Genomic DNA, 25,297 nt, shown 5'->3' with positions numbered 1-25,297 from the left:
CAGTGAAAAACACCGTTAACTCATTAAGGATGGTTTATACCTCATCCTATTGATATATTCGAATAAGAAAAATATATATTATGAAACAACAATTAAGTATTTCGGTTAAGCAACCATGTTCGGAAGATTATAATCAATTTAAACCTACGGCTTGTGGCGGGTTTTGTAATTCCTGCGACAAGGAAGTGATAGATTTTAGAAGAATGAATGACCAAAAGTTAACGGCTTATTTTAAAACCAACCAAGAAAACACTTGCGGCATTTTTGCGACTTCGCAGTTAAAGACATATACTTTAGAAGATAAAACAGGAAGCAATACATCATCTTTTAATTTTCTAAGAGTGGCAAGTGTGGCTTTTATTTCGTTAATTTCTTTACAAAATATACAGGCGCAACAAATACAACGGCCAACGCAAACGGTACAAAAAGTAAATGCTTTTAGTAGCGAAGCGGAAGTGAAAAGAACATCTTCTAAAACTGAATTTTTAAAAGGAACAGTTTCTGATACGTCTAGTCCGTTACCAGGTGTAAATATTATATTAAAAGGGACTACTATTGGTACAAGCACTAATTTTGATGGTGAGTTTGAGTTTCCTGAAACCTTAAAGGAAGGAGATATTTTGGTTATAAGTTACATTGGTTTCGAAACACAAGAAATTGTAATTAAAAATAATCAAAAACCATTAGATATTGTAATGCGTGATGACGTTTGCATACTTGTTGGTAAAGTAGCTGTAAAAGAAGTTTATGAGTCTAAGCCAAACTTATGGCAAAAAATTAAAGGTATATTTTAGATGAAGCGCTTTGTATTCATTTTTATAACCTTAGTTGGTTTTACATCGGTATCTCAACAGTCAGATTTTAATACTATCGATTTTAAAGAAGCCGATAGTATTTCTGTATTGTACAATAATACCGCTTTAAAGAATTTACCTGTTTTAGCGCATAACCTCACGTTTCATTTAGATTCTGATGTCGAAAAATTTAGAGCCATTTACAAATGGGTTTGCCTCAATATAGAAGGTGATTATGGTTTTTATTTAAAAACGACTCGTAAGCGGAAAAAGTTAAAAAATGATAGTTTGGCTTTTACTGATTGGAACAAGAGTTTACAGAAAAAAGTGTTTAAACAGTTGGTAGAAAATCAAAAGACTATTTGTTCGGGTTATGCTTATTTAATTAAAGAATTAGCGTCTCTATCGGGTATAGCGTGCGGGATTGTAAATGGCTATAGTCGTTCACCAAGTAGCCAGATAGGAGCGCTTGGTGTAGCTAATCATTCATGGAACGCGGTGAAACTGAATAATAAATGGTATTTGGTAGATGCTACTTTAGCGAGCGGTTATTTTAATGTGAATGAAAACAAATTTATTAAGAGTTATAACGACGGTTATTTTTTAGCCGAACCAGAACAATTTTCTAAAAGTCACTTTCCATTAGATTTAAAGTGGTTGTTGTTAGATGAAGCTATAGATAGTAATCAGTTTGTTAATGGGCCGATGGCTTATGGGAGTTCTTTTAAATATGGCGTAGTTCCGGTATATCCAAACACTCTAAAGATTGAAGTTTTTAAAGAAGGAACGATTCCCTTTCAACTGAAAATTTTAAAAGATATTAATTTAAATGATGTTCAACTTTCTGTGAGTAATGGCGTTACTAAGGAAGTTGTACAGAATGATGATTTTACTTTTGTAGATGGGATACTGAAGCTAAATTATAGTTTTAAAACAAGAGGTCATTATGATTTTCATGTGTTGATTGATGATGAGGTTGTTGTTTCTTATGCGGTGCGGGTTTTGAAAGGGGATAAGCAAGGGAAGTTGGTTGTTTTGAATAATGAAAAGTGATTAATTGAAGAGTAGTTTTTCTTAATAAAAATTTATAGAATGATTAAAAAACACTATCTATGTAGGAAATTAACTAGCGGCTAGTATTTTAATTATTGCTAAAGTTTAGTTGAAACTATTTCTTTTTTTCTGGATAATAGTTGCTGTTTTTTTTAGATGATTAATTTACAGTCCATTAAAAATAAAACCCAAATGAAAAAAGTAAGCTTATTAGTTGTATTATTTATTATCGGATTCAATTTATCATCTTGTTCTTCAGATGATGATAACAACGAAAAACGAAGTAAAGAAGAATTGTTAATAGGAGAATGGAAAAAAAATGGCATAGGCGTTATATGTGCTTCTGGAAGTGAAAGCTTTGAAGCGTATTCTGGTTGTAAGGAAAATGGATCAATCACTTTTAATGCCGATGGAACTTATTATGATATTCCTTATATTCAATATATGGGAGACTGTATTATCGATGGAGAAAGTAATGGAACATGGGAATTTATAGATGATGAATTATATATTAGAAATAGTGAAGAAACTACCGCTTTAAAAGCTAGTTTATTTGAAATTTCCGAAAGTTCATTAAAACTAGGTGCAGATTCTAATCCATGTGATGGTGAAGATGCGCCTTCTATAGAATATATAGATTTTAGTAAAATATAATAAAAAAGTTTCTAATTTGTTGTCTATTAGCTGTGGCTAATTCTGCCATAAAATACCGTTACTCGGCATATAACTAAATGTAAATATGAAAGAAATTAGCTTTAAGAAATGGGCATTTCATTTTATAATTTGGATTTTAGTGCTTAATGTTATTATAATCTATCTAACAATAAGCCTTGTTGACTTTCCTGGATTAGAAAATAACACAATTTCTGTTTTGTTGTATCTTGGAATATTGGCTAATATTTTGTTATTTCTGAGTATAGTATTTATTGTAATTAGTAGTATTAGAAATGAGAAAAAAAATTATCAATATTGGGTTTCTATAACAGGTATTATTCTTTTCGGAATACTTCCTTTTATTTTAAGTTTTGTTGCTTACCTTATTTGAATATATATTTTAAGTTGCCGTTATTTTAGGTGTTTGTGTTTGATTGTTTTTTTTGTAGTTAAATAGTAATATTGAAATAATGAAAAAGATATTCACAAAAGCAATTTGGTTAATACTATACTTAGCATTCAATATTGTTGTGTTTTTTATTGAAATAAACCTGTTCTTCAAGAAGAATAATACGAGTTACAGCGGTAATAGCGGTGTTACTTCATTGGATGATTTTTTTGCTTTATCTCATGCTTCTTTTAATGTCCTTGGAGAATTAGCAATAGTTGGTTTTTCATTTGTGGCTATCGGTATAGCTTTGGTTGCTTTTTTACTTTTTATACCACTTCTAGTTTATTTTTTAAAACCAAAATATAAAACCAGTAAGAAGAAGTTTTTATTTAGTTTGCTAGCTGCTTTCTGTATAGTAATTATACTAAAACTGATTGTTTATATTTGGATGTTTGTGGATCTTAATTATTAATGTTCGCTTTTTATTTACAACCAGAAATGTCATTAATTTAAACAATAACTCATGAAGAAACTGATAGTTTTATTATTAATATTGGTAATGGGGTTTGCATGCTGTAAAAATTCAGAAAAGCAAATTGACAAGATTGAAATTTCTAAACAATACTTCAAAGCTCTTAGCGATTCGGATTACTCAAAAATATCTAATTGCGTTACAGATAGTATAACTACAATTGAAGGTGAGTACGAGGTAACATATTCTAAAAAGGATTATTTAGAGTTATTGAAATGGGATGCTGTTTTTAGCCCTAACTATAATATACTTGAAATAGAGGAAGCGGGTGGAATAGTGAAAGTGAAAATTTCAAAAATAGATAAAAGAATTGCTTTTCTTCAGGAAGTGCCATTTATAATGCATCAAACTATAAAGTTTCAAAAGGAAAAAATAATTAGTATTGAAACGGAATATTTGGATTTTAGAGAAGCTACATGGGAAATGAACAAAAACCGACTTATAAGCTGGGTTGATAAAAACAATCCTGAATTGAATGGATTTATACACGACCAAACAGAATCTGGCGGAATCAAATTTTTGAAAGCTATAGCGCTTTATAAAAACAGAGAATAAAGTGTTTGAACAATGAGTAAAACTCTAGATTAAATTAGGTGTTTAGGCAGCAGAATTGTTCTAATAAAAAGTCTTGATTCCTAATAAATTATAAAATTCCAAATACATTTATTACATTTAAGCATCAAACAAACTTAATTTATGCTTAAAAAAGTTTTTGGAAGCGCCGTTTTTGGTGTTGAGGCTACAACGGTAACGGTAGAAGTGAATGTAGATAAAGGCGTTGGTTACCATCTTGTAGGATTACCCGATAATGCCATTAAGGAAAGTAACTTTCGTATAGCGGCAGCACTTCAGAATAACGGATATAAAATTCCTGGTAAAAAAATCATTATTAATATGTCGCCTGCCGATTTGAGAAAAGAAGGTTCGGCTTACGATTTAACTTTAGCCATTGGTATTTTAGCGTCCACAGACCAAATTAAAGCAGAAGGTTTAGAAGAATACTTAATAATGGGCGAATTGTCTTTAGACGGTACGCTTCAGCCTATTAAAGGTGCATTGCCTATAGCTGTTAAGGCTAGGGAAGAAGGTTATAAAGGTTTTATATTGCCAGCCGAGAATGCCAAAGAAGCTGCTATTGTAGATAACTTAGAGGTTTATGGTATTGATAATATAAAGCAAGTTATAGACTTTTTTGATAAGGGAACAGCTATAGAACAAACTATAATAGATACACGTAAAGAGTTTGAGCAGAATTTAGATTTTCCGGAGTTCGATTTTGCAGATGTAAAAGGGCAGGAAGGCATTAAGCGCTGTATGGAAATCGCTGCTGCTGGCGGACATAATATTATTTTAATTGGTCCTCCTGGAGCAGGAAAAACGATGCTTGCTAAACGATTACCAAGTATTTTACCACCTATGACATTGCATGAAGCCTTGGAAACTACTAAAATACATTCTGTAGTGGGTAGAGTAAAAGATACCGGTTTAATGGCTCAAAGACCATTTAGAAATCCACATCACACAATTTCAAATGTGGCATTAGTCGGCGGCGGAAGTTATCCGCAACCAGGTGAAATATCTATGTCTCATAATGGTGTTTTATTTTTAGACGAATTACCAGAATTTAAGCGTGAAGTTCTAGAAGTTATGCGTCAGCCACTAGAAGATCGCGAGGTTACTATTTCTAGGGCAAAATTCACGGTTACTTATCCATCATCGTTTATGTTGGTAGCGAGTATGAATCCGAGTCCGAGTGGTTATTTCAATGATCCCGATGCACCTGTAACATCTAGTCCTGCAGAAATGCAACGTTATTTAAGTAAAGTGTCGGGACCGCTTTTAGATAGAATTGATATTCACATTGAAGTGACGCCTGTGCCTTTTGATAAATTATCGGATGATAGAAAAGGAGAGAGCTCGGTAGATATTAGGAAGCGTGTGACCAAAGCTAGGCAAATACAAACAAAACGTTTTGAAGATTCTGATAAAGTACATTATAATGCCCAAATGAATGTGAAGCAAATTAGAAAACATTGCGTTCTAGATGAGAATTCGAAACAGTTGCTCAAAACGGCTATGGAACGCTTAAACTTATCGGCTCGCGCCTATGATAGAATACTAAAAGTATCTCGAACTATTGCCGATTTAGAGGGTATTGCAGAGGTAAATGGTTCTCATATTAGTGAGGCTATACAATACCGTAGTTTAGATCGCGAGGGTTGGTTAGGGTAGATTTACTAAAATATTTCCTCCACATGTTTTTTAATATTTGTAGCTATTTTATCAATAGGTAAATCGTTAGCATCAAAACCAAAAGGGTCTTCAATTTCTTCAGCAATTAATTCTAAACTCGCCAATACATAAAAAACAAAAACGACTACAGGCACTGCATAATATCCTAGGCTAAACACATAGCCAAAAGGCAAAGTCATGATGTAGAAAAATATGAATTTTTTAATAAAGGCACTGTATGAATACGGAATTGGTGTGTTTTTAATACGTTCGCATGCACCGCAAATATCGGTAAACGATTGAATTTCGGCATTTAAAACGATAAGTTGATCGCCCGTAATTTTCTTCTGTTCGTGTAAATCGTTCACCTTTTGGAAAATCATTTTAGCAACTTGGTTCGGGTGGTGTTTGTGCTTGTCTATTTTTAAATCTTCATGATCAAAAAGTTGCAAACTCGTTTCTTTATTGTTTAAATGCTTTACCAAAATAGAGGCATAACTCGGTATTAACTTTTTAAAATAGCTTCTATCGTGTTCTTCTTTTAAAATAACATGTAGTTTTATGGCTAAATTTCGGCTGTTATTAACTAGTGCTCCCCATAATTTTCTACCTTCCCACCAGCGGTCGTAAGCAGTGTTTGTTCTAAAAACCAATAGCAATGAAATAACAAAACCCAACATACCATGCATTACCGTAATATTTGATAAATGACTTTTTTCTGAAAGTTTCCAGTATTCTAGTTCCATGTAGCCAACTCCATAGGTATAAATTCCAATAAAAATCATTAAAGGAAAAAGCTTTCTAAACGTATCCGATTTGTGAAATCTAAAAATAAAGGTAATCCAATCTTTTGGGTTGTATTGTACCATAGGTAAATGCGCTTGTTATAGTTTGGAGGCAAAATTATAATATATTTTACACGTATGACTTCAAAATTAAGTAAAATCTATTTTTTAAGATTTAAATATTTTCTGTATTAATAAGCATGTTTTACTAATGTTACCTACTAAATTTGGATGCTTTTATAGTTGAATATTAAAAGTATTTAGAATAATTAAATAGCAGTTCTAGGAGGTGTCGCTAATATAAATAGTTTTTATATTAAAAGGTTATTTAATACAATAGTTTAGGTCGATAAGGGGAGCTTTGGTAGAGTGAGAAATTCGATATCAATAAAACTTAAACTACTAAATAATTTTTTAGTAGTTTTGCAAAAAAAACAATTTCTTTTACAGAATATAAGCAAAACAAAAATGAGTACAGACAAAAAAGTATGGTTTATTACTGGTGTATCATCAGGATTAGGTAAACAGTTAGCTAAAGAGGTTTTATCACAAGGACAAATTGTGGTAGGAACTTTTAGAAAACAAGACCAAGTAGAGGCGTTTAACAATGAAAACCCAGGGAATTCTTTTGGTGTACTTATAGATGTTGCTTCTACACAAATGATTGTTGATGGTATTAAAACCATTTATGATAAATTCGGAAAAATTGATGTAGTTGTTAATAATGCCGGTTATGGTATTATGGGAAGTGTTGAAGAGATTTCTGATGAAGAAGTAAGAAGACAGTTTGAAGTAAACGTTTTTGGCGTTTTAACGACTATTAGAGCGGTTTTACCACAAATGCGTAAGCAACGTTCTGGACATATTATAAACATAACTTCTATTGCAGGACGTGTAGGTTCTCAAGGTTTAGGGATTTACAATGGTTCTAAATTTGCTTTAGAAGGTATTGGGGAAGCTTTAGCGGCAGAATTAAAGCCACTTAACATTAAAGTAACAAACGTTGAACCTGGACCATTTAGAACAGAATGGGCTGGAAGTTCTGCAGCTTATGATAATACTAAAATAGAAGATTACGAAAGTACGGTTGGTGAGCGTATAAGAGGTTTACAAAATTTAAGTGGAAACCAACCAGGAGATCCGCAAAAAGCGGCTGATGCTATTTACAAATTAGCTCAGTTAGAAGAAGCTCCAGTGCATTTACCTTTAGGTAAAATTGCTTATGAAGTTTTCGGAAAAGTAAATAACGGATTAATAGAAGAATTAGCTAAGTTTGAACACTTAGGTAAAGAGTGTGATTTCGAATAGGTTATTGTAACCCAATTTATATAAAGTAAAAACCGCCTAATAGGCGGTTTTTTTATGGCATAATGTTATGTAAAAGCTTTAATTTATGTCAATACTATTAAGAACAGTTTTTACAAGTACCAGTTAAAACACAATTAACATCCTGAACAATGTATGCCTTCGGGATAGAGAAATTAACTTCAGCATGCAAGCATTCTATAGTTTCACAAATTAAACATTTAAAGTGAAGATGATTCTTTGCTATTTCTTGTTCACCAACTTTGTTATACGATGCGAAATATTGTTTACCATCTTCAGCAACAATTTTATGCAAAACACCATCATCACAAAATCTATTTAAAACACGATAAATGGTTGCTCTATTGATATTAATATCTATTTCTTGTTCAATCGCATCCTGACTCATCGCTTTTCCGGTTGTTGTTAAAACCTCCAAAACAGCCTCTTTTGTTGGTGTATTTCTTCTTTTCATTTATTAATGCGATTTATTTGCAATAATTTATTGCGATTATGTTGCAATATTATAAAAACATAATATATTTGCAAAACCAATTAATGCGACAACATTGCATTTAATGTGTCGAAATAATGAGAGAAAGTTAACAAATAGTACGTTTACTTACTAGTTAAATAACATGTTTTATAAATTTTAGATGAAAATTAAAAATAACACTGTAGATATTATTGCTTTTTCTAGTTCGTTAATTTGTGCGGTTCATTGTGCTACAATACCATTGATACTTTCATTTTCATCATTGGGTAGTTTACATTTTTTAGGAAACCCTATAATAGAGTGGACCTTTATAGCTTTTGGTATTGTGTTTGTTTTAGTATCTCTTTGGCCGAGTTATAAAAAAACACATTTTAAATTAAAACCTTTACTGTATGCTTTATTAGGCTTTTCATTTATTTTATTGGGCAGGCTAGATTTAAATGAATTTTGGGAAGTAAGCAATACTGTTGCAGGAGCTTCTTTAGTATCGCTAGCACATTATTTTAATTGGAAGTTGTTACAGACAAAAGAAAATCATAAACATTAAAAATACGTTTTAGAAATTACAGTTTAATTGTAGTGTTAATACAAATAATGAAAACCAATCGCATAAAAAATAGTATTACTTATTTTTTACTTGTTATTTTCTTCTCAATGAAAATGGCAGGGTTTCATGTATTGTCTCATGCTGACGATGATGATCATGCCATACATTGTAACATATGCGATCATGCAATCACCAATAACTTAACACCTTTAATTACTCCTGTTTTTTCTAATTTTTCTTTAGATGATATTGAATATCTTCTTCCTAAAGAAATTAGTCAGAATTATAAATTTATACTGGCAAGCTCGTCTTCCAAAGATCAGCTCTTTTCCAGACCTCCACCATTTTTGTTATAATACCCTATTTCGTTTAATTTTTTAATAGCAACATTATGCCTAAGGGTTTATATAACCCTTATGGCATATATGTAAAACTTCATTTTTTTATAATGAGGTTTTAGATAAGCCATGTTGTCTTAATAAATTCCATGTTTAGGTTTGGTTTTCGCTCGCTCTCAAGGGCTATTTTTTCAATCTTATAACATTAATATGTTTTACAAAACATTAAGTATTTGGCTTTGTTTTAGTCTATACGCCATGGCATGTACCCAAGATTCTTTAATTATAAAAGGTTTGGTAGTAAATGCAAAAACTTTACAACCTATTGAAGGTGTCAATATTATCGGAGACGGTTTTTTTTCTATTTCATCCTCAGATGGTTCATTCATAATAAAAAACATTACTAATGGTAATTACGTTTTAAATGTGTCTCATATAGGCTATGCACCTAAAACTGTTAATGTGCACGTATGGCGTAATATGGATCTTATTTATGTGGCTTTAGATGAAGCTGTAACAAATTTAGATGCTGTTGAGGTTAATGGAAAGACAAGTAAAAGAAGAGATAAGGAGTCTTCAACAATTTCTTATAAGGTATCCAAAGAATTTCTAAATCAAAACCGGGAAAACAGTCTTATGCAGACCTTAAGTAAAATCCCTGGAGTAAGTACCATTAATATTGGTTCTGGGCAGTCTAAACCCGTAATTAGAGGTTTAGGGTTTAATAGGGTAGCGGTAGTGCAAAATGGAATAAAACACGAGGCACAACAATGGGGAAATGATCATGGTTTAGAAATAGATCAATATGGTATAGAGAATATACAGATAATTAAAGGTCCGGCATCTTTAGTATATGGGGCCGATGCTATTGCGGGTGTTGTAGATATAAAGCCTAATAAAATACCTGCTATAAACTCATTTAATGGAGAGGTTAATCTTTTAGGTGAAAGTAATAATGATTTACTAGGTGTTTCGGTAGGAGTAAAGGCGAGAAAGGAAAGTTGGTTTTATCGTAGTCGTTTAACATTAAGAGATTATGGTGATTACAAAGTGCCTACAGATAAAATTAATTACGAAAATTACATTTTTGAATTGCATGACAATCATTTAAGAAATACCGCAGGTATAGAGGCTAATGCTAGTTTTAATATTGGGTATTCTTCAGAGGGGTTTACTACGGAAACATCATTTAGTAACGTAAACGCTAAAAACGGTTTTTTTGCTAATGCTCATGGCTTAGAAGTTAGAACTTCTAGTATAGATTATGATAGTTCTAGTAGAGATGTCGATTTACCATACCACAAGGTGAATCATTTTAAAATTACAAACAATACATCGCTAGATTTAGGGAACCATACATTTCATTTAGATTTAGGTTACCAAAATAATAATAGAGAAGAACACTCCGAGCCTATACCACATGGTTATATGCCAACACCACCAGATAGTAAAGAGCGTGCTTTTAATAAAAACACGTACACTTTAAATGTTAAAGATGTTTTTAAACCTAATGCTAAGCATGATGTGGTTCTGGGGGTGAATATGGAATATCAAGATAACAATATTGGCGGTTGGGGTTTTTTAATTCCAGAATATACTCGTTTTACTGTTGGTGCTTTTGGTTACGATCAATTTGAAATTAATAAAAACTTACATCTACAAGCTGGTATTCGATATGATTTTGGTGTTGTAGATACGCACTCTTATTTTGATTGGTATCCGTCTACTCGAAATAATGACGATAATACAATCTCTAATATTTATCTGCAGAGGTCTCAAGATAAAACCTTGAATTTTGGAAGTACAAGTGCTTCTGTAGGGCTTAGTTATTTACGTAATAAAATAACGTATAAAATTAATATAGGAAAGAGTTTTAGAATGCCTCTATCTAATGAGTTGGCTTCAGATGGGGTTAATTATCATATGTATCGTTACGAAAAAGGGAATCTAGATTTAGATCCCGAAGCATCCTATCAATTAGATATGGAGGTAGATTATAGTGCTAAAAAGTTTAGTGTAGCCCTAAGTCCTTTTGTTAACTTTTTCGATAACTATATCTATTTAAACCCAACGTCTAGTTATTACGAAACGTTACAAATTTACGAGTATACACAAGCTAAGGTTTTTAGGGTTGGTGGTGAGCTAAGCGCAAGTAGTACGGTGCTAAAAAATGTAACGCTAAATGCTTCTGCAGAATATGTGTACTCTAGACAAACTAGCGGACCCAAAAAGAATTTTACACTGCCTTTTTCCCCACCATTATCTGGTAGGCTTTCGGCTAATTATCAATTTAAAGATTTGTTGTTTTTTAATAGTCCGCAATTAAGTGCCGAATTAAAAGTAGCAGGAGCTCAAAACGAAATTGTACCACCAGAGCAAGTAACAGCTGGCTATCAGGTTTTAAACATGGCTTTTGTTTCTAAACTTAACAGCTCTAAAAATAGCCTCCCTATAGAAATGCGATTAAAATTAAATAATGTATTCCACACAACGTATTTCGACCACACCAGTTTCTATAGGTTAATCGATGTGCCTGAGGCGGGCAGGAATATATCACTCTCTTTAACAATACCTTTTTAAATAAATTCAAATTAATTATTAAAAACAAACAAATGAAAACAACAATTATGAAAACAAATTTTAAAGTATTAGCCGTTACAGCTATTTTCGGACTGCTATTAAACTCGTGTAGTAGCGATGATACTGAAACACTAGATGCTCCTGTTATCTCTAGTTTTGAGTATGGCGAAGGTTCTACACATTCTACAGATTTAGTAGCTTATAAAGGTTCAGATATTCATCTAGAAGCTGTTATTTCTGCCGAAGCCGTAGTAAGTAGTATTACGCTTTCTATTCATGCTCACGATTTAACTCCAGGTGAGGATGAGGTAGATTGGGATTTTGAACAAGTATTTACAGATGCTAATTATTTAGTGATCAATCCTACATTTCATGAGCATGTAGATATCCCAAATAATATTCCTGTTGGAGAATACCATGTAGAATTAACGGTTGTTGATACACAAGGTAATAGCACAGAGATTGAAGGCGATCTTCAAATTTTAGATAGCATTACTATAAGTGAGGCGTCTATCGATTCTACAGTGGTACGAGGTAACGATTTTCATGTAGAATTTATGATTAATGCAGTAAATGGCATCCATAATATTACAGTTGATTTTCATGCTCATGGCGTTACTGTAGGTGAAGGTGAAGTAGAATGGGATTATGAAGAAGAGTTTTTAGATGGTTACCATGAAGAAACTGAAATAGAATTCCATGAGCATTTTGATGTTCCTGCTACAGCACCAGCTGGAGAATATCATTTAAGCTTTGTTGTTGAAGATGAAGAAGGGAACACAAAAACATACGAATCTCATATAGATATTACAGTAGAATAAATACAATTATTCCGCATAGCAGCTCATGGTGCTATGCGGTTTTTAAAACCAATAAAATGAAATTTATATCAAAATATAATTACCTAAGCATATTGTTTGTTTTAATATTAGCATCCTGCTCCGTAGATGATAGTGCAAATAAAGATGAAGAAAAACCAACAATAAGTATTAATTACACCGAAGGGTTTCCACAGGCCTGCACAGAACTTGTAAAAGGCGAAACCTATACGTTTAAAGCAATGGTTACCGATAATTTAGCCTTGGCTGCTTATAGTTTGGATATTCATCATAATTTTGACCACCATACGCACGACGATCAAGAAGAAACTTGCGATTTGGGAGATGTGAAAGCAGCAGTTAATCCATTTATCTACGTCGAAAATTTTACTATAGAAGAAGGTTTAACTTCTTATGAAATAAATATTAGTTTAACCATCCCTGATGATATTGATACAGGCGATTATCACTGCGCTTACTCGGTAACAGATTTAACAGGTTGGCAAGCTAGAACGTCTATAGATATTAAAATTATTGAATAAGTGATAATACATACTCGTAAGTTACTCCAAAAATAACAGCTAAACCGAAGCTTAACAGAGTTCCTATTAAGATGTATTCGGTAAGCTTACGGTCTTTAGCTTTAGATAAATCGCTAAAACGCAACACCGATTTTGCTGCAATTATAAAACCAATACCCTCCCAATGTTGTGTTATAATTAATGCAAATACAAACAAACGCTCAAGAATACCAATAAAAGCACCAGCATTTTCTAAAGATAGATTACTGTTGTTTTCTTTAAAATACCACTTAGAAATTACAGTTTTCATAATGATAGATGAAACCACGGTAACACCTAAAAGTGCAGTAATAAATAATAAGAATTTAGGATTGTAAAGTGAGTTTATGTTTAGCTCGTAAGGTTGATAAATACTAACAACAATAGCTATCACTATTAAATGTGCTAATTGATCTAAACCAAATAACAGGCGTCCGTTAGATTTTGTTTTCAGCCTTAGCTTAATAAGATCTATAATGTAGTGAGATAATATAATTGACACAAACGCCAGCCAATACTCAAAGTTAAATTGAAGCACCACAAGTAAAGCTGCAAAATGTACTAAAATATGATAATATAGATATTTAGACTTATGCTTTTTAGATTCTTTATGTGTAACCCATTTTTGAGGTTGTAATAGAAAATCACCTATGAAATGAGCAAGTATGAGTTTTATAAAAAGTATAATCATAGTGTTTTTACTTGTGCGTTATAGTAGTTTAATAGTTTAGAAATTTCGTCAAAACCACCACGTTTAAGGCCTTTACTAATATTACTTTGTGTGGTTTCAAAATGGTTGGCAAGCTCTACTTGAGTAAGTTCTGGGTTTTCTAGAGCCGTTTTTATAAGTTTTGCTGAGGTTGTAGTCCAGCTGTTTATAGTCAGTAAAGCCAATTCGAACATAATATTGGTTTGTAAATCAAACTGTTTAAAAGGCGATTTAATGGCTAGAGTTGTTTTCTTTAAATCATCAAAACATTCTCCAGAATTTATAAAAGCGGTGCCGTTAGATTCTGTTATTTTGTCCGATGTATAGGTTTTTTCGCCAATACCTATGGCAATTCTAACATCAATATTTTTGAATTGTTTAATACTCGATTTTATTAAAACGGCTGCTTTTAAAGCGTCTTCTGGAGCTGTTTCTAATTGAAAGCTATCTCCTCTAAAAACATCCCATTGCTTGGGTTGACGGCCATATTGGTTTAAAACCTCCTTAAGAGCATCTAACCATTTTTTTGGTTCGCTCGATTTCGAGTTAATAATATCTCCGGTTATTATGCTAGTCATTTTATTATGGGCTTCTTCATCAAATGTATTACTTTTCTTGTTTACTTCAAAATATATTCCTTTAAAATAGAATATTTGATTTTATTCCTTAATATGGTAATATTTGTATTTATGCTTGTTTAAGGTTATAATGGGATGTATATCGTAATTAACTACTATTTCTCTGCTTTAATTCTAAAAGCGAGGAAAATTAAAAATTCAAACTAATATCTTTGCATAAAAATTTAATATGGGTATGAAGTTATTTAAAGAATTTAAAGAGTTTGCCGTAAAAGGTAACATGATGGACATGGCAGTCGGTATTATAATTGGTGCTGCTTTTAACAAGGTAATCGATGTTTTAGCGAAAAAAGTAATTTTGCCTCCATTAACTTTATTAACTAGCGGTGTTAACTTTAAAGATCAGCGCCTTATCCTTAAAGATGCTGTTCTTAATGCTTCAGGAGAAATTTTAACCGATGAGGTTGCTATTGGTTATGGCGCGTTAGGTGAAGCTTTAATCGATTTTTTAATTATTGGTTTTACTATCTTTATCGTGGTGAAGTTTATGAATAGATTAAGAAATAAAGCACAAGACTCTGAAGATAAAACGGTTACAACACCTAAAGATATTGAATTATTAGCACGCCTTACCGATTTAATGGAAGAGCAAAATAAATTACTGAAATCTAAGTAGCATCATGGGAAAAACAGGGCGTGATAAAAACACGAAAAACAAAGCAAAGCATTCTAGGTTAATGGATCAAAAGAAGAATAAGAAAAAAGCCGAAATTGCTTTAAGAAAAGAGCGATTAAAGGAAATTATAAAACGTTCGAAAGAGGAGAAAAGTTAGTTTTAACTCTGCTCACTTTCAAACATATATTCACTACGTTCGTTATATTTTACATTTTCTTTTATAAGAATATCGATAGGTAAAAATGTTTTAGAATTTGGTGCTTTATTTTGAACCAAATAATCGGTTAATATACGCACAGCTTCATAGCCTTGATCGAATGGCTTTTGCGATATTAAAAAAGACACTGAGTCGTTTAATAAGCATTCTATATTTTGTGGTGTATTATCAAAACCAATCAGTTTAATGTTTTCTAAAGTTTTATTTTCAATACAATCTACAATAATATAAATCCTACTCGAAGGCACAAAAATGCCTTTAATTTCAGGGTTTTCAATTAAATAACTGTTTATTTTTTCTTTAGTTTCTACCGTGTTATCTAAGCTTTCCAACTTTAATGTTTGGCTTTTAGAGCTCACATTGTTTTTTAAAAAATAATCATTAAAGCCTTTTATTCGGTTCGATACCGCGTTGTTTTTTAATATGTTATGTCGTGCCTGTAGAATTAAAAAAGTTTCAGCATTCGGACTACTAAAATGCATTAATTTTCCAGCAATATATCCAGCATTGTATGAGTCTTGACCAACAAAAGCCATGTTTTTAAAGCCATCAATATCAATGTTTAAAAATAAATAAGGAATGTTTTTATCTTCCAAAAGTGCTACTATCTTTTTGGTTTCTTTCGAAAAGTTTGGCACCATAATTACTGCCGTAGGTTCCGATTCTAATAAAGTTTTAAAAGTTTCGAAATAGGAGTGTGCATCGTATTGGTTAAAGGTGAAATTGTTAACCTGAATACCAAACGTTTTTAAATCATCGGCTGCTTTTAAAACACCCATATGTGGCGATTTCCAAAATAAATCGTCAGCATTATGTTTAGGCATTAACGTTGCAATAGTGTGCTTATTTTTCATGGCAAGCGCACTCGCAATAGGATTTACACTAAAGTTATGCCGATCTAGAATTTCTCTAATCTTTAATTCTGTTTTTTTAGACACACCACCGCGATTGTGGATAACGCGATCTACGGTACCTTCAGAAACTTGGGCTTCTTTTGCTATATCTTTTATTGTAATCATCTTAAATAGGTCACGTTTAACTTTATACGAAGCAATTAGAAACTGAAATGTATAACTTTAATTTCAAGCAATTTAGTTAATATTTTTTATTTTTTGTGTGCGCACACTATTTTTTTTCGTTACATTTGTGTGTGCGTACACGAAAACGCAAAATTAAAGAAAAATTCAACTATCAAAACTATGAGTAAAGTAATTGTTTTAACAGGAGCAGGAGGCGTTATTTGTGGCGCATTAGCCAAAGCATTAGCAAAAGAAGGTCATAAAATTGCCGTTCTAGATTTGCGTAAAGAAGCCGCAGATATTATTGCAAACGAAATTAATGCCGCTGGCGGTGTAGCAATTGGTGTTGCTGCCAATGTTTTAGAAAAAGAATCGTTGCAAGAAGCTAAAGATATTGTGAATGCTAAATTAGGTGCTTGCGATATTTTGATAAACGGAGCAGGAGGGAATCACCCATTAGGAACAACTTCTAATCCTCATTTTGCTGAAGCAGATTTAGAAAATAAAGCAGAAGGTTTTAAAACCTTTTTCGATTTAGATCCTACAGGTATTAAGTTTGTATTCGATTTAAACTTTTTAGGGACTTTATTACCAACTCAAGTTTTTGCTAAAGATATGGTAGGTAAAAAAGGGTGTAGTATTTTAAATATTTCATCTATGAATGCTTTTACACCTTTAACTAAAATACCTGCATATAGTGGTGCAAAAGCTGCTGTATCAAACTTTACACAATGGTTAGCGGTACACTTTTCTAAAGTTGGAATTCGTGTAAATGCATTAGCACCAGGTTTCTTTTTAACCGATCAAAATAGAAGTTTACTTACCGAAAGCGATGGTAGTTTAACAGCACGTGGTAATCAAATTATAGAGCAAACACCAATGGGTAAATTTGGTGAACCAGAAGATTTAGTAGGTACAACTTTATGGTTATGTGGCGAAGGCGCATCATTTGTAACAGGTGTAGTAATCCCTATTGATGGTGGTTTTAGCGCTTATAGTGGTGTTTAAATAAATCAAATTCTGCAAGGTGTTAATCTTGTAAGTTTATAATAAAATATTAAAAATTATGGAACAAACATGGCGTTGGTACGGGCCGAATGATCCCGTATCGTTATCCGATATAAAGCAAGCAGGAGCAACAGGTATTGTTTCTGCATTACACCATATTCCTAACGGACAAGTGTGGACTGTAGAAGAAATTCAAAAAAGAAAAGATACTATTGAAAATACGGGTCTTACTTGGAGTGTTGTAGAAAGTGTACCTGTTCACGAAACTATTAAAACACGTTCAGGAAATTTTCAAGAGTATATTGAAAATTATAAAACCAGCATTAAGAATTTAGCAGTTTGTGGTATCCATATTGTATGTTATAATTTTATGCCTGTTTTAGATTGGACACGTACCGATTTAGGATTTGAAGTTGAAGATGGTTCTAAAGCCCTTCGATTTGATGTGGTTGCTTTTGCTGCTTTCGAGCTGTTTTTATTAAAACGTCCGGGTGCAGAAAACGATTACTCTTCAGAATTACAAGCCGAAGCTAAAGTTTACGCCGAAAACCTTTCCGAAGAAGATAAAACGCAATTAATTAATAATATTATTGCAGGCTTACCAGGAGCAGAAGAAGGGTATACTTTAGAGCAGTTTCAAACGATATTAGATACTTATGCTGATATTGATGCGCAAAAATTAAGAGAAAACTTAGCCGCATTTTTAAAAGAAATTATTCCTGTAGCTTCACAAAATGAGGTGTTAATGTGTATTCATCCAGACGATCCACCTTACGCTATTTTAGGCTTGCCTAGAGTTGTGAGTACAGAGGAAGATTATGCTTATTTATTTGCGCAAGTACCAGATCGATCTAACGGAATTACATTCTGTACGGGTTCTTTAGGGGTTCGAGCAGATAATGATTTGGTTCAAATATTCGAGCGTTTTGCCGATCGTGTACACTTTTTACACTTTAGAAGTACGCAACGTGATGAAAAAGGAAACTTTTACGAGGCCAACCACTTAGAAGGTGATGTTGATATGTATAGCGTAATGAAAGCGGTTGTTTTAGAAGAAAGAAGACGTATAGCTGCAGGTATGAAAGATGCTTTAATTCCTGTGCGTCCTGATCATGGACATCAAATGTTAGATGATTTACATAAGAAAACAAACCCAGGTTATTCTGGAATTGGAAGATTGCGTGGTTTAGCAGAGTTAAGAGGACTGGAGTTTGGAATTTCGAAAAGCATATAATTATGAGTACTATAAATTCAAAAAACTTTATAACTGATAATTTCTTGTTGCAGTCTGATATAGCTGAAACATTGTACCATCAGTACGCTAAAGATTTACCAATTATAGATTATCATAACCATTTATCGGCTAAGCAAATTGCCGATAATAAACCGGTTAAAAACATAACGGAGGTTTGGTTAAAAGGCGATCACTATAAATGGCGCGGCATGCGTGCTAATGGTATTGAAGAGTTTAATATTACCGGTGCGGCATCGCTAAAAGATAAGTTTTTAAGCTGGGCAGAAACAGTGCCTTATACTTTAAGAAACCCTTTGTTTCACTGGACTCAGCTGGAATTAAAACGTTATTTTGATATCGATGATATTCTACAACCAAGTACAGCTGATGCTATTTATGAGAAAGCGAATAGTATTTTAGAGCATAAAACACCTGCACAACTTTTAGAAGATATGAAGGTGGAAGTAGTTTGTACTACGGACGATCCTGCTGATGATTTAATGGATCATAAAAAAATTGCAGAAGGTGATTTTTATACCAAAGTATTACCAACGTTTAGATCGGATAATTTATTTTGGATAGGAAAGCCAAGTTTTTCTAAATATTTAATTCGTTTAGGAGATGCTTCAGGAATTACTATTAATTCTTTTGATGCTTTTTTAAAAGCGATAGATCAGCGTATTGCTTATTTTGATAGTTTAGGCTGTAAATTATCAGATTTTGGACTAGGAGAACATCTCGATATTGTAGATTTTACTGAAGAAGATGTTGCTTTAATTTTCGATAAAAAATTAAAAGGAGAAATACTTTCAACTTCAGAAATCACAACTTATCGTTCATTTTTATTTCTGTATTTAGGAAAAAAATATCACGAATTCGATTGGGCACAGCAATATCATTTAGGATCACTTAGAAATAATAATACTAGGCTAGAGGCAGAAATTGGTCTAGATGCTGGTTGCGATTCTATTGGAGATTTTCCGGTAGCAGAATTTATGTCTAAATTGTTTAAAGCTTTAGAATCTACCAATCAATTAGCAAAAACCATCACTTATAATTTAAATCCATCGCAAAACGAAGTATTCGCTACCATGATGGGGAATTTTCAAAGTGCTGATACGCCAGGTAAAATGCAATGGGGCTCTGGTTGGTGGTTTTTAGATCAAAAAGACGGCATGGAAAAACAATTAAATACGCTGTCTAATATGGGCTTATTAAGTCGCTTTATTGGTATGCTAACCGATAGCCGTAGCTTTTTATCATTCCCTAGGCATGAGTATTTTAGACGTATTTTATGTAACCTTATGGCAGAAGATGTTAAAAATGGACTTGTTCCAAATGATTTAGAATTTATAGGAAAAATAATTCAAAACATTTGCTATTTTAATGCTGTGAAATATTTTAAATTCAACGACTAGACCAAACACTAAACTAAACTAAATAAGAATGATGAATAGAATATTATGTGCCTTTTTAATTTTGTTCGTTATGCAGAGTTGCAAAAAAGACGACGATATTAAAATGATGTATTTGGCACATACATTACCGCAAACACATCCCGTTCACAAAGGGATTTTAGAATTTCAAAAGGCATTAAACGCGAAATCTGGCGGAAAAATACAAATTAAAATTTTTCCTGATGGCCAATTAGGTTCCGAGCGTGAAGCTTTAGAATTACTTCAAATAGGGAGTGTTGCAGTTACAAAAGTAAGTGCAGCCACCTTATCTAACTTTGTTCCAGAATATCATATTTTAGGTATTCCATATTTATTTAAAGATAAACAACATCAATACGATGTTTTAGAAGGCGAAGTAGGGAAATCTATTTTAGAAAAAGGAAGTAAATTTTGGCTACGTGGCTTGTGTTATTATGATGCTGGTAGCCGTAGTTTTTATACATCGAATAAAGCGATACGTAAGCCAGAAGATTTAAAAGGCCTTAAAATTAGGGTGATGAACAACCAAATGGCTATTAATATGGTAGAGGCTCTTGGAGGTTCGCCAACACCGATGGCTTATGGCGAATTATACACTGCTATACAACAAGGTGTGGTAGATGGCGCGGAGAATAATCCGCCATCATTTGTATCTTCAAATCATTACGAAGTAAGTAAATATTATACTTTAGATCAGCACTCCTCAGTGCCTGATGTGTTGTTAATTGGAACCAAATTTTGGGAGAAATTAACTGCTGAAGAAAAACAATGGGTTCAAGAAGCGGCCGATGAATCATCGCAAGCCGAAAAAGTGTTTTGGCAGAATTCAGTTGAAGAATCTATGGAGACAGCAAGAAAAGCTGGTGTAGAAATTATAATTCCGGATAAATCATTGTTTCAAGAGCAATCTAAATCTGTATTAGAGGCTTTTGTGAAAGATCATCCAGAAATGAGCGAAATCATCAATAAAATCAAAAATCAATAAGTATGAAAAAAGCAGATATTCTTTTTGAAAAAGTATGTCGGATTATGGAAATTATTTTAGTCTTCATATTCGGATTATTGGTTATTGATGTTTTAAGTCAGGTGTTCTCTAGATATGTATTAAATACATCTTTTGCATTTACCGAAGAGTTAGCGCGTTTCTCATTAATATGGTTGTCTATACTTGGTGCAGCTTACTTAAGCGGAAAAAGAGAGCACTTATCTATGGACTTTTTATATCAAAAATTTTCGAGTAAAACCAAGAAAAAAGCACTCATATTTATCGAAATATGTATTTTATTATTTGCATTGGTCGTTATGGTAATTGGTGGTTTTAATTTAGTTTATACCACATTACATTTAGGGCAATTGTCTGGTACATTGCGTATTCCTTTAGGATACATTTATGCTATTTTACCAATAAGTGGCCTTTTTATTATGTGTTTTTCTGTATACCATTTAGGAAAAATTAATGCTAACGAAATAACCGAATAATTATGAGTATTGAAGTAATAAGTATCATCGTTTTATTTGTAAGTTTCTTTACATTATTGATGTTAAGAGTACCAGTAGCTTATAGTATTGGTATCTCCACAACTATAAGTTTATTGTTGAATATTGACAAATTACCAGGTCTAACAACCATTGCGCAACGAATGACGACCGGTATTGATAGTTTTGCACTTTTGGCCATTCCGTTTTTTGTATTGGCAGGTGAAATTATGAAGCAAGGAGGTATAGCCAATAGGTTAATAAATTTCGCCAAATCTTTAGTAGCAAGTTTACCAGGAGGATTAGCTTATGTTAATGTATTAGCTTCTATGTTATTTGGTGCTATTTCTGGATCTGCTATTGCAGCAACTTCTGCCATTGGTAGTATCATGACCGATAGAATGGAAGAAGAAGGTTATCCAAGAGAATTTAGTGCATCGGTAAATATTACCTCTGCAACTACCGGATTGTTAATTCCCCCAAGTAATATTTTAATTGTATATGCCCTAGCAAGTGGTGGTACAGCATCTGTAGCAGCGCTATTTATTGCAGGTTATTTACCAGGTATTTTATTAGGTGTTGCTATCATGGGGTACATTGCTTTTGTGGCTATTACACGTAAGTTTTCTAAAGGAGATCGTGCACCAATATCTTTAATTTGGAAGTATTTTAGAAAAGCATTTTTTAGCTTATTATTATTAGTAATTGTAGTTGGTGGTATTGTTGCTGGTATTTTTACAGCAACCGAAGCTTCTGCTATTGCTGTGCTTTATGCTGGTGTTTTAGCATTAGTTTATGGCGATGTGAAACCTAAAGATTTTCCTTCTATTTTATTAACGAGTGCAAAAACTACAGCAGTAGTGATGTTTTTAATTTGTACGTCTATGGCGATGTCTTGGTTATTTTCTTTTGAAGGTATTCCGGAACTTATTAGTAGCTTTTTATTAGAACAGTTTAGTAATAAAATAGTTATATTTTTAGTGATTAACTTGGTACTTTTAATTATTGGAACTTTTATGGACATGACGCCAGCGGTTTTAATTTTTACACCAATATTTTTACCTGTAGTAGTTGCCCTAGGAATGGACCCTGTGCATTTCGGAATTGTTTTAGTACTTAACCTTTGTATTGGTTTGTGTACACCACCCGTTGGAACCATTCTCTTCGTAGGTAGTGGAGTCGCCAATGTTTCGGTATCGCAAGTAATAAAACCATTAATTCCATTTTTAGTAATTATGGTTGTTGTACTACTTTTAATTACTTATATCCCTGCAATTTCAATGTATTTACCACGACTTTTAGGGTTGTAACCGTAAATATTAAATTATAATTTTAAGGTTGAATTTTTAGAAAGCTCACAATTTTATCGAGGCTCTAAAAATTCAACCTTATTTACTTTAACACATTTTGAACCTTCAATTTGAGACTTAGCAAAAGTTTCAAATTTATAAGTCCCTTTGTTTGACTTTTATGTTAAAACCTTAAGTAAACCGGTGGATTATTGTAATTTTACTAAACAAAATAAGACAAATAACAAGTATTCGAAATAGAACATTTATAATACCAATAATTTTGATTTACATTTAAAATATAGGTACAACCTGAAATTAGATTATTATGTTTCTTTCATAGTTATTTTTACTGCAATTTATATGGATAAACCATTCGAAATAAAAATTAACGAGGACTCTCGTGTACCAAAATATAAGCAAATAGTAGATTCTATTGTAAACGATATTTCGAGAGGCAAACTATTGGTTGGTGAAAAAATACCATCTATAAATGAGTTGAGTGAATCTTGCTATTTATCTAGAGATACCGTAGAAAAAGCATACCGACAACTCAAGGAACAGAAAGCTATCGTATCAGTTAAAGGAAAAGGTTTTTATACAGCGAAAACAGATTTAATTTCTAAGGTTAATGTGTTTTTCATGATTAACAAGCTGAGTAATTACAAAATGATGATTTATAATTCGTTTGTAAAAAGCTTAGGAAGCGATGCCCTTGTTACACTATCTGTTTATCACTGCGAAGAATCTATTTTTATTAAAACCTTAGAGAAAAATTTAGGCGCCTTTGATTATTATGTAATCATGCCACATTTTAAATCTCAAGATTCTAAGCATATTAGTACAACTACGCCTGTTAAATTGGCTATAGATAAAGTCCCTAAAGATAAATTAGTTATTCTAGATAATAGTAAAATTGATATCGCTGGTAATTTTGCAGCCGTTTATCAAGATTTTAAGGAAGATATTTATGAAGCGCTACAAGAAGGTTTAGAGAGACTTAAAAACTATGACAAGCTTGTTTTGGTATATCCCGATAAGTTGGTGTATCCATATCCAAAACGTATTGTGCATGGCTTTCAGAAATTTTGCGCGGAGTTTAATTTTGAATTTGAAGTTTTAGATCAAATTTATGATCATATGGATCTTGACAGCAAAGATGCTTTTATTATTATTGAAGAAAACGATTTGGTAAACTTAGTACGCCAAGTGCGTAAAAAGAATTTGGTTTTAGGAACAGATATTGGTATTATTTCATACAACGATACACCTTTAAAAGATCTTTTAGGAATTAACGTAGTTAGTACAGATTTTCAAGCTATGGGTGACCAAGCGGCTTATTTGGTTTTAAATAATAAAAAAAATCAAGTAAAAAATGTCTTTAATTATATTGAAAGAAATTCCATTTAAATCACCAGACTTTTTTAACAAAAAAACGCCTGAATTTATTTTCAGACGTTTCTAATTCTTATACTATAAAATCTTATTGTCTAGATGATATAGGGTTTTCACGTACATATGTTTTCCCTTCAAAAGAGATGTGGTAATCGCTTTCAAAAAATCGACTTGGTAAATAATAATCGGTTGTTATAATTTGTGCACCAGATTTTTTTGCATCTTCAAAATGTTTATAATCGTTTGCTCTCGCTTCTTTTGTTCCGGCATCGGCACGTGTTCTAATAATATACCCTTTAGATACTAAACCAGATATGGTTTCATTCTCTGGGTTATTTATGATTAAAGTTGCAGCTTCTGGAGTTCCTGGTTCTGCATTTACAAACAAAACACGCTCTTTTAGTGACGGATGGTTTTTAATATATAAAGCGCGCTTAGCTTTTGCATCATCTAAAATAAAAAGAAACTTTCCACGCGAAGCTTTTAGAGTAGGCCAGTTATTATTAAAAACAGCTTCTTCTAAGGTAGCATGTTCACCTCTAACATCGTCCGGAGTTATAAGTTTATCTCTTCCAAGACCAGCTATTAAAGCATCATCCAATTTTTCAAAACCAGCTTCCGTAAAGGCTTCAGGTGTAGTTCCAAATCTATTAGTATCTCCATCTTTGGCTTCTAAAGTTATAAATACAGGTTCGTGCGTTGGGTTGGCGTCAGACCAAGATTTTATCGCCATTAAACACGCTTCTAAAGTATTGTAATGCGATCTAAAATCGATATCTGGCATGTGCAAAACTTTAAAACCTGGTTTTATCATATCTTTATTAGGGTCAAAATCTTCTTGCGCCTCGGCAAATTGTAAACCTTTAGGATTTGCAAATTTCCCGCCTTCTGTATCAAGGTAAACATCTATTTCTAAATTTCGTAAGCCTAAATCTAACTGTTCTGGTATTGAGATATGATCGTATTGTAGAGATTTCATCTTATCACTTTGTGATTCTAAAAAGGTATACAATTTATCTTCAATAGCCTTTTTATAACTGTTGTGAGAACCTATAACTTGTATTTGATTAATATGTAAGGCATCGTTTTGCGCAAACAAATTAAAACTAAAAAATAGAAGGAGTAAAGTGTTGTAATGTTTCATAAAATAAGTTGGGTTTTTTAGAGGCACAAAA

At 32.4% G+C, this 25,297-nt stretch carries 27 protein-coding genes; 21 read left to right on the top strand and 6 right to left on the bottom strand.

Annotated elements, in window-relative coordinates; genetic code table 11:
- Nucleotides 1–80: 80 nt before the first annotated feature.
- The 6 genes from BM246_RS05005 (at nt 81) to BM246_RS04975 (ending at nt 5,656) form a co-directional block, all read left to right on the top strand.
- Complete coding sequence (locus BM246_RS05005) at nt 81–794, top strand: carboxypeptidase-like regulatory domain-containing protein (protein ID WP_074936206.1); 714 nt, start codon at nt 81–83, stop codon at nt 792–794.
- Nucleotides 795–1,847, top strand: a complete 1,053-nt coding sequence (locus BM246_RS05000; protein WP_074936204.1) for a transglutaminase domain-containing protein — start codon at nt 795–797, stop codon at nt 1,845–1,847. It begins immediately after the preceding gene.
- Between the two features lie 192 nt (nt 1,848–2,039).
- Nucleotides 2,040–2,501, top strand: coding sequence for a lipocalin-like domain-containing protein (locus BM246_RS04995; protein ID WP_159140046.1), 462 nt, complete (start codon nt 2,040–2,042; stop codon nt 2,499–2,501).
- Nucleotides 2,502–2,971: 470 nt separating this feature from the next.
- A complete protein-coding gene (locus BM246_RS04985) occupies nt 2,972–3,364 on the top strand; it encodes a hypothetical protein (RefSeq protein WP_042494856.1) in 393 nt (130 codons plus the stop codon).
- Nucleotides 3,365–3,415: 51 nt separating this feature from the next.
- The gene (locus tag BM246_RS04980; protein WP_074936199.1) at nt 3,416–3,979 is read left to right on the top strand and encodes a hypothetical protein; all 564 of its coding nucleotides are present in this window, start codon (nt 3,416–3,418) and stop codon (nt 3,977–3,979) included.
- 141 nt (nt 3,980–4,120) lie between these two features.
- Nucleotides 4,121–5,656 carry a YifB family Mg chelatase-like AAA ATPase gene (locus tag BM246_RS04975; protein ID WP_074936197.1) on the top strand — a complete coding sequence of 512 codons (1,536 nt, stop codon included), beginning with the start codon at nt 4,121–4,123 and terminating at the stop codon, nt 5,654–5,656.
- Between the two features lie 5 nt (nt 5,657–5,661).
- Here the strand turns inward: BM246_RS04975 and BM246_RS04970 are convergent, their stop codons facing one another.
- A complete protein-coding gene (locus tag BM246_RS04970) occupies nt 5,662–6,525 on the bottom strand; it encodes a bestrophin family protein (RefSeq protein WP_042503904.1) in 864 nt (287 codons plus the stop codon).
- A 384-nt stretch (nt 6,526–6,909) separates the two neighbouring features.
- On the opposite strand from BM246_RS04970, the gene BM246_RS04965 reads away from it, so the two are divergent.
- Nucleotides 6,910–7,749 carry an oxidoreductase gene (locus tag BM246_RS04965; protein WP_042503905.1) on the top strand — a complete coding sequence of 280 codons (840 nt, stop codon included), beginning with the start codon at nt 6,910–6,912 and terminating at the stop codon, nt 7,747–7,749.
- 97 nt (nt 7,750–7,846) lie between these two features.
- On the opposite strand, the gene BM246_RS04960 is transcribed toward BM246_RS04965, so the two are convergent.
- Nucleotides 7,847–8,221, bottom strand: coding sequence for a Fur family transcriptional regulator (locus BM246_RS04960; RefSeq protein ID WP_042494860.1), 375 nt, complete (start codon nt 8,219–8,221; stop codon nt 7,847–7,849).
- Between the two features lie 181 nt (nt 8,222–8,402).
- Here BM246_RS04960 and BM246_RS04955 point away from each other — a divergent pair, with 181 nt between their 5' ends.
- The 5 genes from BM246_RS04955 (at nt 8,403) to BM246_RS04935 (ending at nt 13,067) form a co-directional block, all read left to right on the top strand.
- A complete protein-coding gene (locus tag BM246_RS04955) occupies nt 8,403–8,789 on the top strand; it encodes a MerC domain-containing protein (RefSeq protein WP_042494861.1) in 387 nt (128 codons plus the stop codon).
- 47 nt (nt 8,790–8,836) lie between these two features.
- A complete protein-coding gene (locus BM246_RS04950; protein ID WP_139221852.1) occupies nt 8,837–9,145 on the top strand; it encodes a hypothetical protein in 309 nt (102 codons plus the stop codon).
- A gap of 240 nt (nt 9,146–9,385) precedes the next feature.
- Entirely contained in the window at nt 9,386–11,707 is a 2,322-nt protein-coding gene (locus tag BM246_RS04945; protein ID WP_231961821.1) for a TonB-dependent receptor, read from the top strand.
- Between the two features lie 32 nt (nt 11,708–11,739).
- On the top strand, nt 11,740–12,528 hold the full coding sequence (locus BM246_RS04940; RefSeq protein WP_231961820.1) for a DUF4625 domain-containing protein: 789 nt from the start codon (nt 11,740–11,742) through the stop codon (nt 12,526–12,528).
- A 56-nt stretch (nt 12,529–12,584) separates the two neighbouring features.
- Nucleotides 12,585–13,067, top strand: coding sequence for a DUF4625 domain-containing protein (locus tag BM246_RS04935; protein WP_074936189.1), 483 nt, complete (start codon nt 12,585–12,587; stop codon nt 13,065–13,067).
- Here the strand turns inward: BM246_RS04935 and BM246_RS04930 are convergent.
- The gene (locus BM246_RS04930; RefSeq protein WP_042494864.1) at nt 13,057–13,776 is read right to left on the bottom strand and encodes a DUF3307 domain-containing protein; all 720 of its coding nucleotides are present in this window, start codon (nt 13,774–13,776) and stop codon (nt 13,057–13,059) included. The genes BM246_RS04935 and BM246_RS04930 overlap by 11 nt on opposite strands.
- The gene (locus BM246_RS04925) at nt 13,773–14,372 is read right to left on the bottom strand and encodes a SatD family protein (RefSeq protein WP_074936187.1); all 600 of its coding nucleotides are present in this window, start codon (nt 14,370–14,372) and stop codon (nt 13,773–13,775) included. The genes BM246_RS04930 and BM246_RS04925 overlap by 4 nt, the downstream gene beginning before the upstream one ends.
- A 235-nt stretch (nt 14,373–14,607) precedes the next feature.
- On the opposite strand from BM246_RS04925, the gene mscL reads away from it, so the two are divergent.
- Together mscL and BM246_RS19920 are read left to right on the top strand one after the other, a co-directional pair.
- Complete coding sequence (mscL, locus tag BM246_RS04920; protein WP_042495371.1) at nt 14,608–15,048, top strand: large conductance mechanosensitive channel protein MscL; 441 nt, start codon at nt 14,608–14,610, stop codon at nt 15,046–15,048.
- Nucleotides 15,049–15,052: 4 nt separating this feature from the next.
- Entirely contained in the window at nt 15,053–15,205 is a 153-nt protein-coding gene (locus BM246_RS19920; protein WP_162857627.1) for a hypothetical protein, read from the top strand.
- A 2-nt stretch (nt 15,206–15,207) separates the two neighbouring features.
- On the opposite strand, the gene BM246_RS04915 is transcribed toward BM246_RS19920, so the two are convergent.
- Complete coding sequence (locus BM246_RS04915) at nt 15,208–16,284, bottom strand: substrate-binding domain-containing protein (protein WP_074936184.1); 1,077 nt, start codon at nt 16,282–16,284, stop codon at nt 15,208–15,210.
- A 180-nt stretch (nt 16,285–16,464) separates the two neighbouring features.
- Here BM246_RS04915 and BM246_RS04910 point away from each other — a divergent pair, with 180 nt between their 5' ends.
- The 7 genes from BM246_RS04910 (at nt 16,465) to BM246_RS04880 (ending at nt 24,137) form a co-directional block, all read left to right on the top strand.
- Nucleotides 16,465–17,292: an SDR family oxidoreductase gene (locus BM246_RS04910; RefSeq protein ID WP_042495374.1), complete on the top strand. Its 828-nt coding sequence runs from the start codon at nt 16,465–16,467 to the stop codon at nt 17,290–17,292.
- A gap of 58 nt (nt 17,293–17,350) precedes the next feature.
- Nucleotides 17,351–18,526, top strand: coding sequence for a mannonate dehydratase (gene uxuA / locus BM246_RS04905; protein ID WP_074936183.1), 1,176 nt, complete (start codon nt 17,351–17,353; stop codon nt 18,524–18,526).
- Nucleotides 18,527–18,528: 2 nt separating this feature from the next.
- On the top strand, nt 18,529–19,944 hold the full coding sequence (uxaC, locus tag BM246_RS04900) for a glucuronate isomerase (RefSeq protein WP_074936181.1): 1,416 nt from the start codon (nt 18,529–18,531) through the stop codon (nt 19,942–19,944).
- Nucleotides 19,945–19,972: 28 nt separating this feature from the next.
- Complete coding sequence (locus BM246_RS04895) at nt 19,973–20,947, top strand: TRAP transporter substrate-binding protein (protein WP_175489775.1); 975 nt, start codon at nt 19,973–19,975, stop codon at nt 20,945–20,947.
- Between the two features lie 2 nt (nt 20,948–20,949).
- On the top strand, nt 20,950–21,441 hold the full coding sequence (locus BM246_RS04890; RefSeq protein WP_074936175.1) for a TRAP transporter small permease: 492 nt from the start codon (nt 20,950–20,952) through the stop codon (nt 21,439–21,441).
- Between the two features lie 2 nt (nt 21,442–21,443).
- Nucleotides 21,444–22,748 (top strand): TRAP transporter large permease, encoded by a 1,305-nt coding sequence (locus tag BM246_RS04885; RefSeq protein ID WP_175489774.1) that lies wholly within the window; start codon nt 21,444–21,446, stop codon nt 22,746–22,748.
- 342 nt (nt 22,749–23,090) lie between these two features.
- Entirely contained in the window at nt 23,091–24,137 is a 1,047-nt protein-coding gene (locus BM246_RS04880; protein ID WP_042494871.1) for a GntR family transcriptional regulator, read from the top strand.
- Nucleotides 24,138–24,210: 73 nt separating this feature from the next.
- Here the strand turns inward: BM246_RS04880 and BM246_RS04875 are convergent, their stop codons facing one another.
- Entirely contained in the window at nt 24,211–25,266 is a 1,056-nt protein-coding gene (locus BM246_RS04875) for a phosphatidylinositol-specific phospholipase C1-like protein (RefSeq protein ID WP_074936172.1), read from the bottom strand.
- Nucleotides 25,267–25,297 lie beyond the last annotated feature (31 nt).

The sequence above is a fragment of the Algibacter lectus genome (assembly GCF_900112395.1).
In the GTDB taxonomy this organism is placed as follows: Bacteria; Bacteroidota; Bacteroidia; order Flavobacteriales; family Flavobacteriaceae; genus Algibacter; species Algibacter lectus.
Note: the sequence above shows the minus strand (reverse complement) of the source record. Positions and strands in the feature narration are given on the sequence as shown.

Bases quoted from the DNA above. Each gene is read 5' to 3' on its own strand.
- BM246_RS05005 (WP_074936206.1), top strand. From the start codon at position 81: ATGAAACAACAATTAAGTATTTCGGTTAAGCAACCATGTTCGGAAGAT.
- BM246_RS05000 (WP_074936204.1), top strand. From the start codon at position 795: ATGAAGCGCTTTGTATTCATTTTTATAACCTTAGTTGGTTTTACATCG.
- BM246_RS04995 (WP_159140046.1), top strand. From the start codon at position 2,040: ATGAAAAAAGTAAGCTTATTAGTTGTATTATTTATTATCGGATTCAAT.
- BM246_RS04985 (WP_042494856.1), top strand. From the start codon at position 2,972: ATGAAAAAGATATTCACAAAAGCAATTTGGTTAATACTATACTTAGCA.
- BM246_RS04980 (WP_074936199.1), top strand. From the start codon at position 3,416: ATGAAGAAACTGATAGTTTTATTATTAATATTGGTAATGGGGTTTGCA.
- BM246_RS04975 (WP_074936197.1), top strand. From the start codon at position 4,121: ATGCTTAAAAAAGTTTTTGGAAGCGCCGTTTTTGGTGTTGAGGCTACA.
- BM246_RS04970 (WP_042503904.1), bottom strand. From the start codon at position 6,525: ATGGTACAATACAACCCAAAAGATTGGATTACCTTTATTTTTAGATTT.
- BM246_RS04965 (WP_042503905.1), top strand. From the start codon at position 6,910: ATGAGTACAGACAAAAAAGTATGGTTTATTACTGGTGTATCATCAGGA.
- BM246_RS04960 (WP_042494860.1), bottom strand. From the start codon at position 8,221: ATGAAAAGAAGAAATACACCAACAAAAGAGGCTGTTTTGGAGGTTTTA.
- BM246_RS04955 (WP_042494861.1), top strand. From the start codon at position 8,403: ATGAAAATTAAAAATAACACTGTAGATATTATTGCTTTTTCTAGTTCG.
- BM246_RS04950 (WP_139221852.1), top strand. From the start codon at position 8,837: ATGAAAACCAATCGCATAAAAAATAGTATTACTTATTTTTTACTTGTT.
- BM246_RS04945 (WP_231961821.1), top strand. From the start codon at position 9,386: ATGGCATGTACCCAAGATTCTTTAATTATAAAAGGTTTGGTAGTAAAT.
- BM246_RS04940 (WP_231961820.1), top strand. From the start codon at position 11,740: ATGAAAACAACAATTATGAAAACAAATTTTAAAGTATTAGCCGTTACA.
- BM246_RS04935 (WP_074936189.1), top strand. From the start codon at position 12,585: ATGAAATTTATATCAAAATATAATTACCTAAGCATATTGTTTGTTTTA.
- BM246_RS04930 (WP_042494864.1), bottom strand. From the start codon at position 13,776: ATGATTATACTTTTTATAAAACTCATACTTGCTCATTTCATAGGTGAT.
- BM246_RS04925 (WP_074936187.1), bottom strand. From the start codon at position 14,372: ATGACTAGCATAATAACCGGAGATATTATTAACTCGAAATCGAGCGAA.
- mscL (WP_042495371.1), top strand. From the start codon at position 14,608: ATGAAGTTATTTAAAGAATTTAAAGAGTTTGCCGTAAAAGGTAACATG.
- BM246_RS19920 (WP_162857627.1), top strand. From the start codon at position 15,053: ATGGGAAAAACAGGGCGTGATAAAAACACGAAAAACAAAGCAAAGCAT.
- BM246_RS04915 (WP_074936184.1), bottom strand. From the start codon at position 16,284: ATGATTACAATAAAAGATATAGCAAAAGAAGCCCAAGTTTCTGAAGGT.
- BM246_RS04910 (WP_042495374.1), top strand. From the start codon at position 16,465: ATGAGTAAAGTAATTGTTTTAACAGGAGCAGGAGGCGTTATTTGTGGC.
- uxuA (WP_074936183.1), top strand. From the start codon at position 17,351: ATGGAACAAACATGGCGTTGGTACGGGCCGAATGATCCCGTATCGTTA.
- uxaC (WP_074936181.1), top strand. From the start codon at position 18,529: ATGAGTACTATAAATTCAAAAAACTTTATAACTGATAATTTCTTGTTG.
- BM246_RS04895 (WP_175489775.1), top strand. From the start codon at position 19,973: ATGATGAATAGAATATTATGTGCCTTTTTAATTTTGTTCGTTATGCAG.
- BM246_RS04890 (WP_074936175.1), top strand. From the start codon at position 20,950: ATGAAAAAAGCAGATATTCTTTTTGAAAAAGTATGTCGGATTATGGAA.
- BM246_RS04885 (WP_175489774.1), top strand. From the start codon at position 21,444: ATGAGTATTGAAGTAATAAGTATCATCGTTTTATTTGTAAGTTTCTTT.
- BM246_RS04880 (WP_042494871.1), top strand. From the start codon at position 23,091: ATGGATAAACCATTCGAAATAAAAATTAACGAGGACTCTCGTGTACCA.
- BM246_RS04875 (WP_074936172.1), bottom strand. From the start codon at position 25,266: ATGAAACATTACAACACTTTACTCCTTCTATTTTTTAGTTTTAATTTG.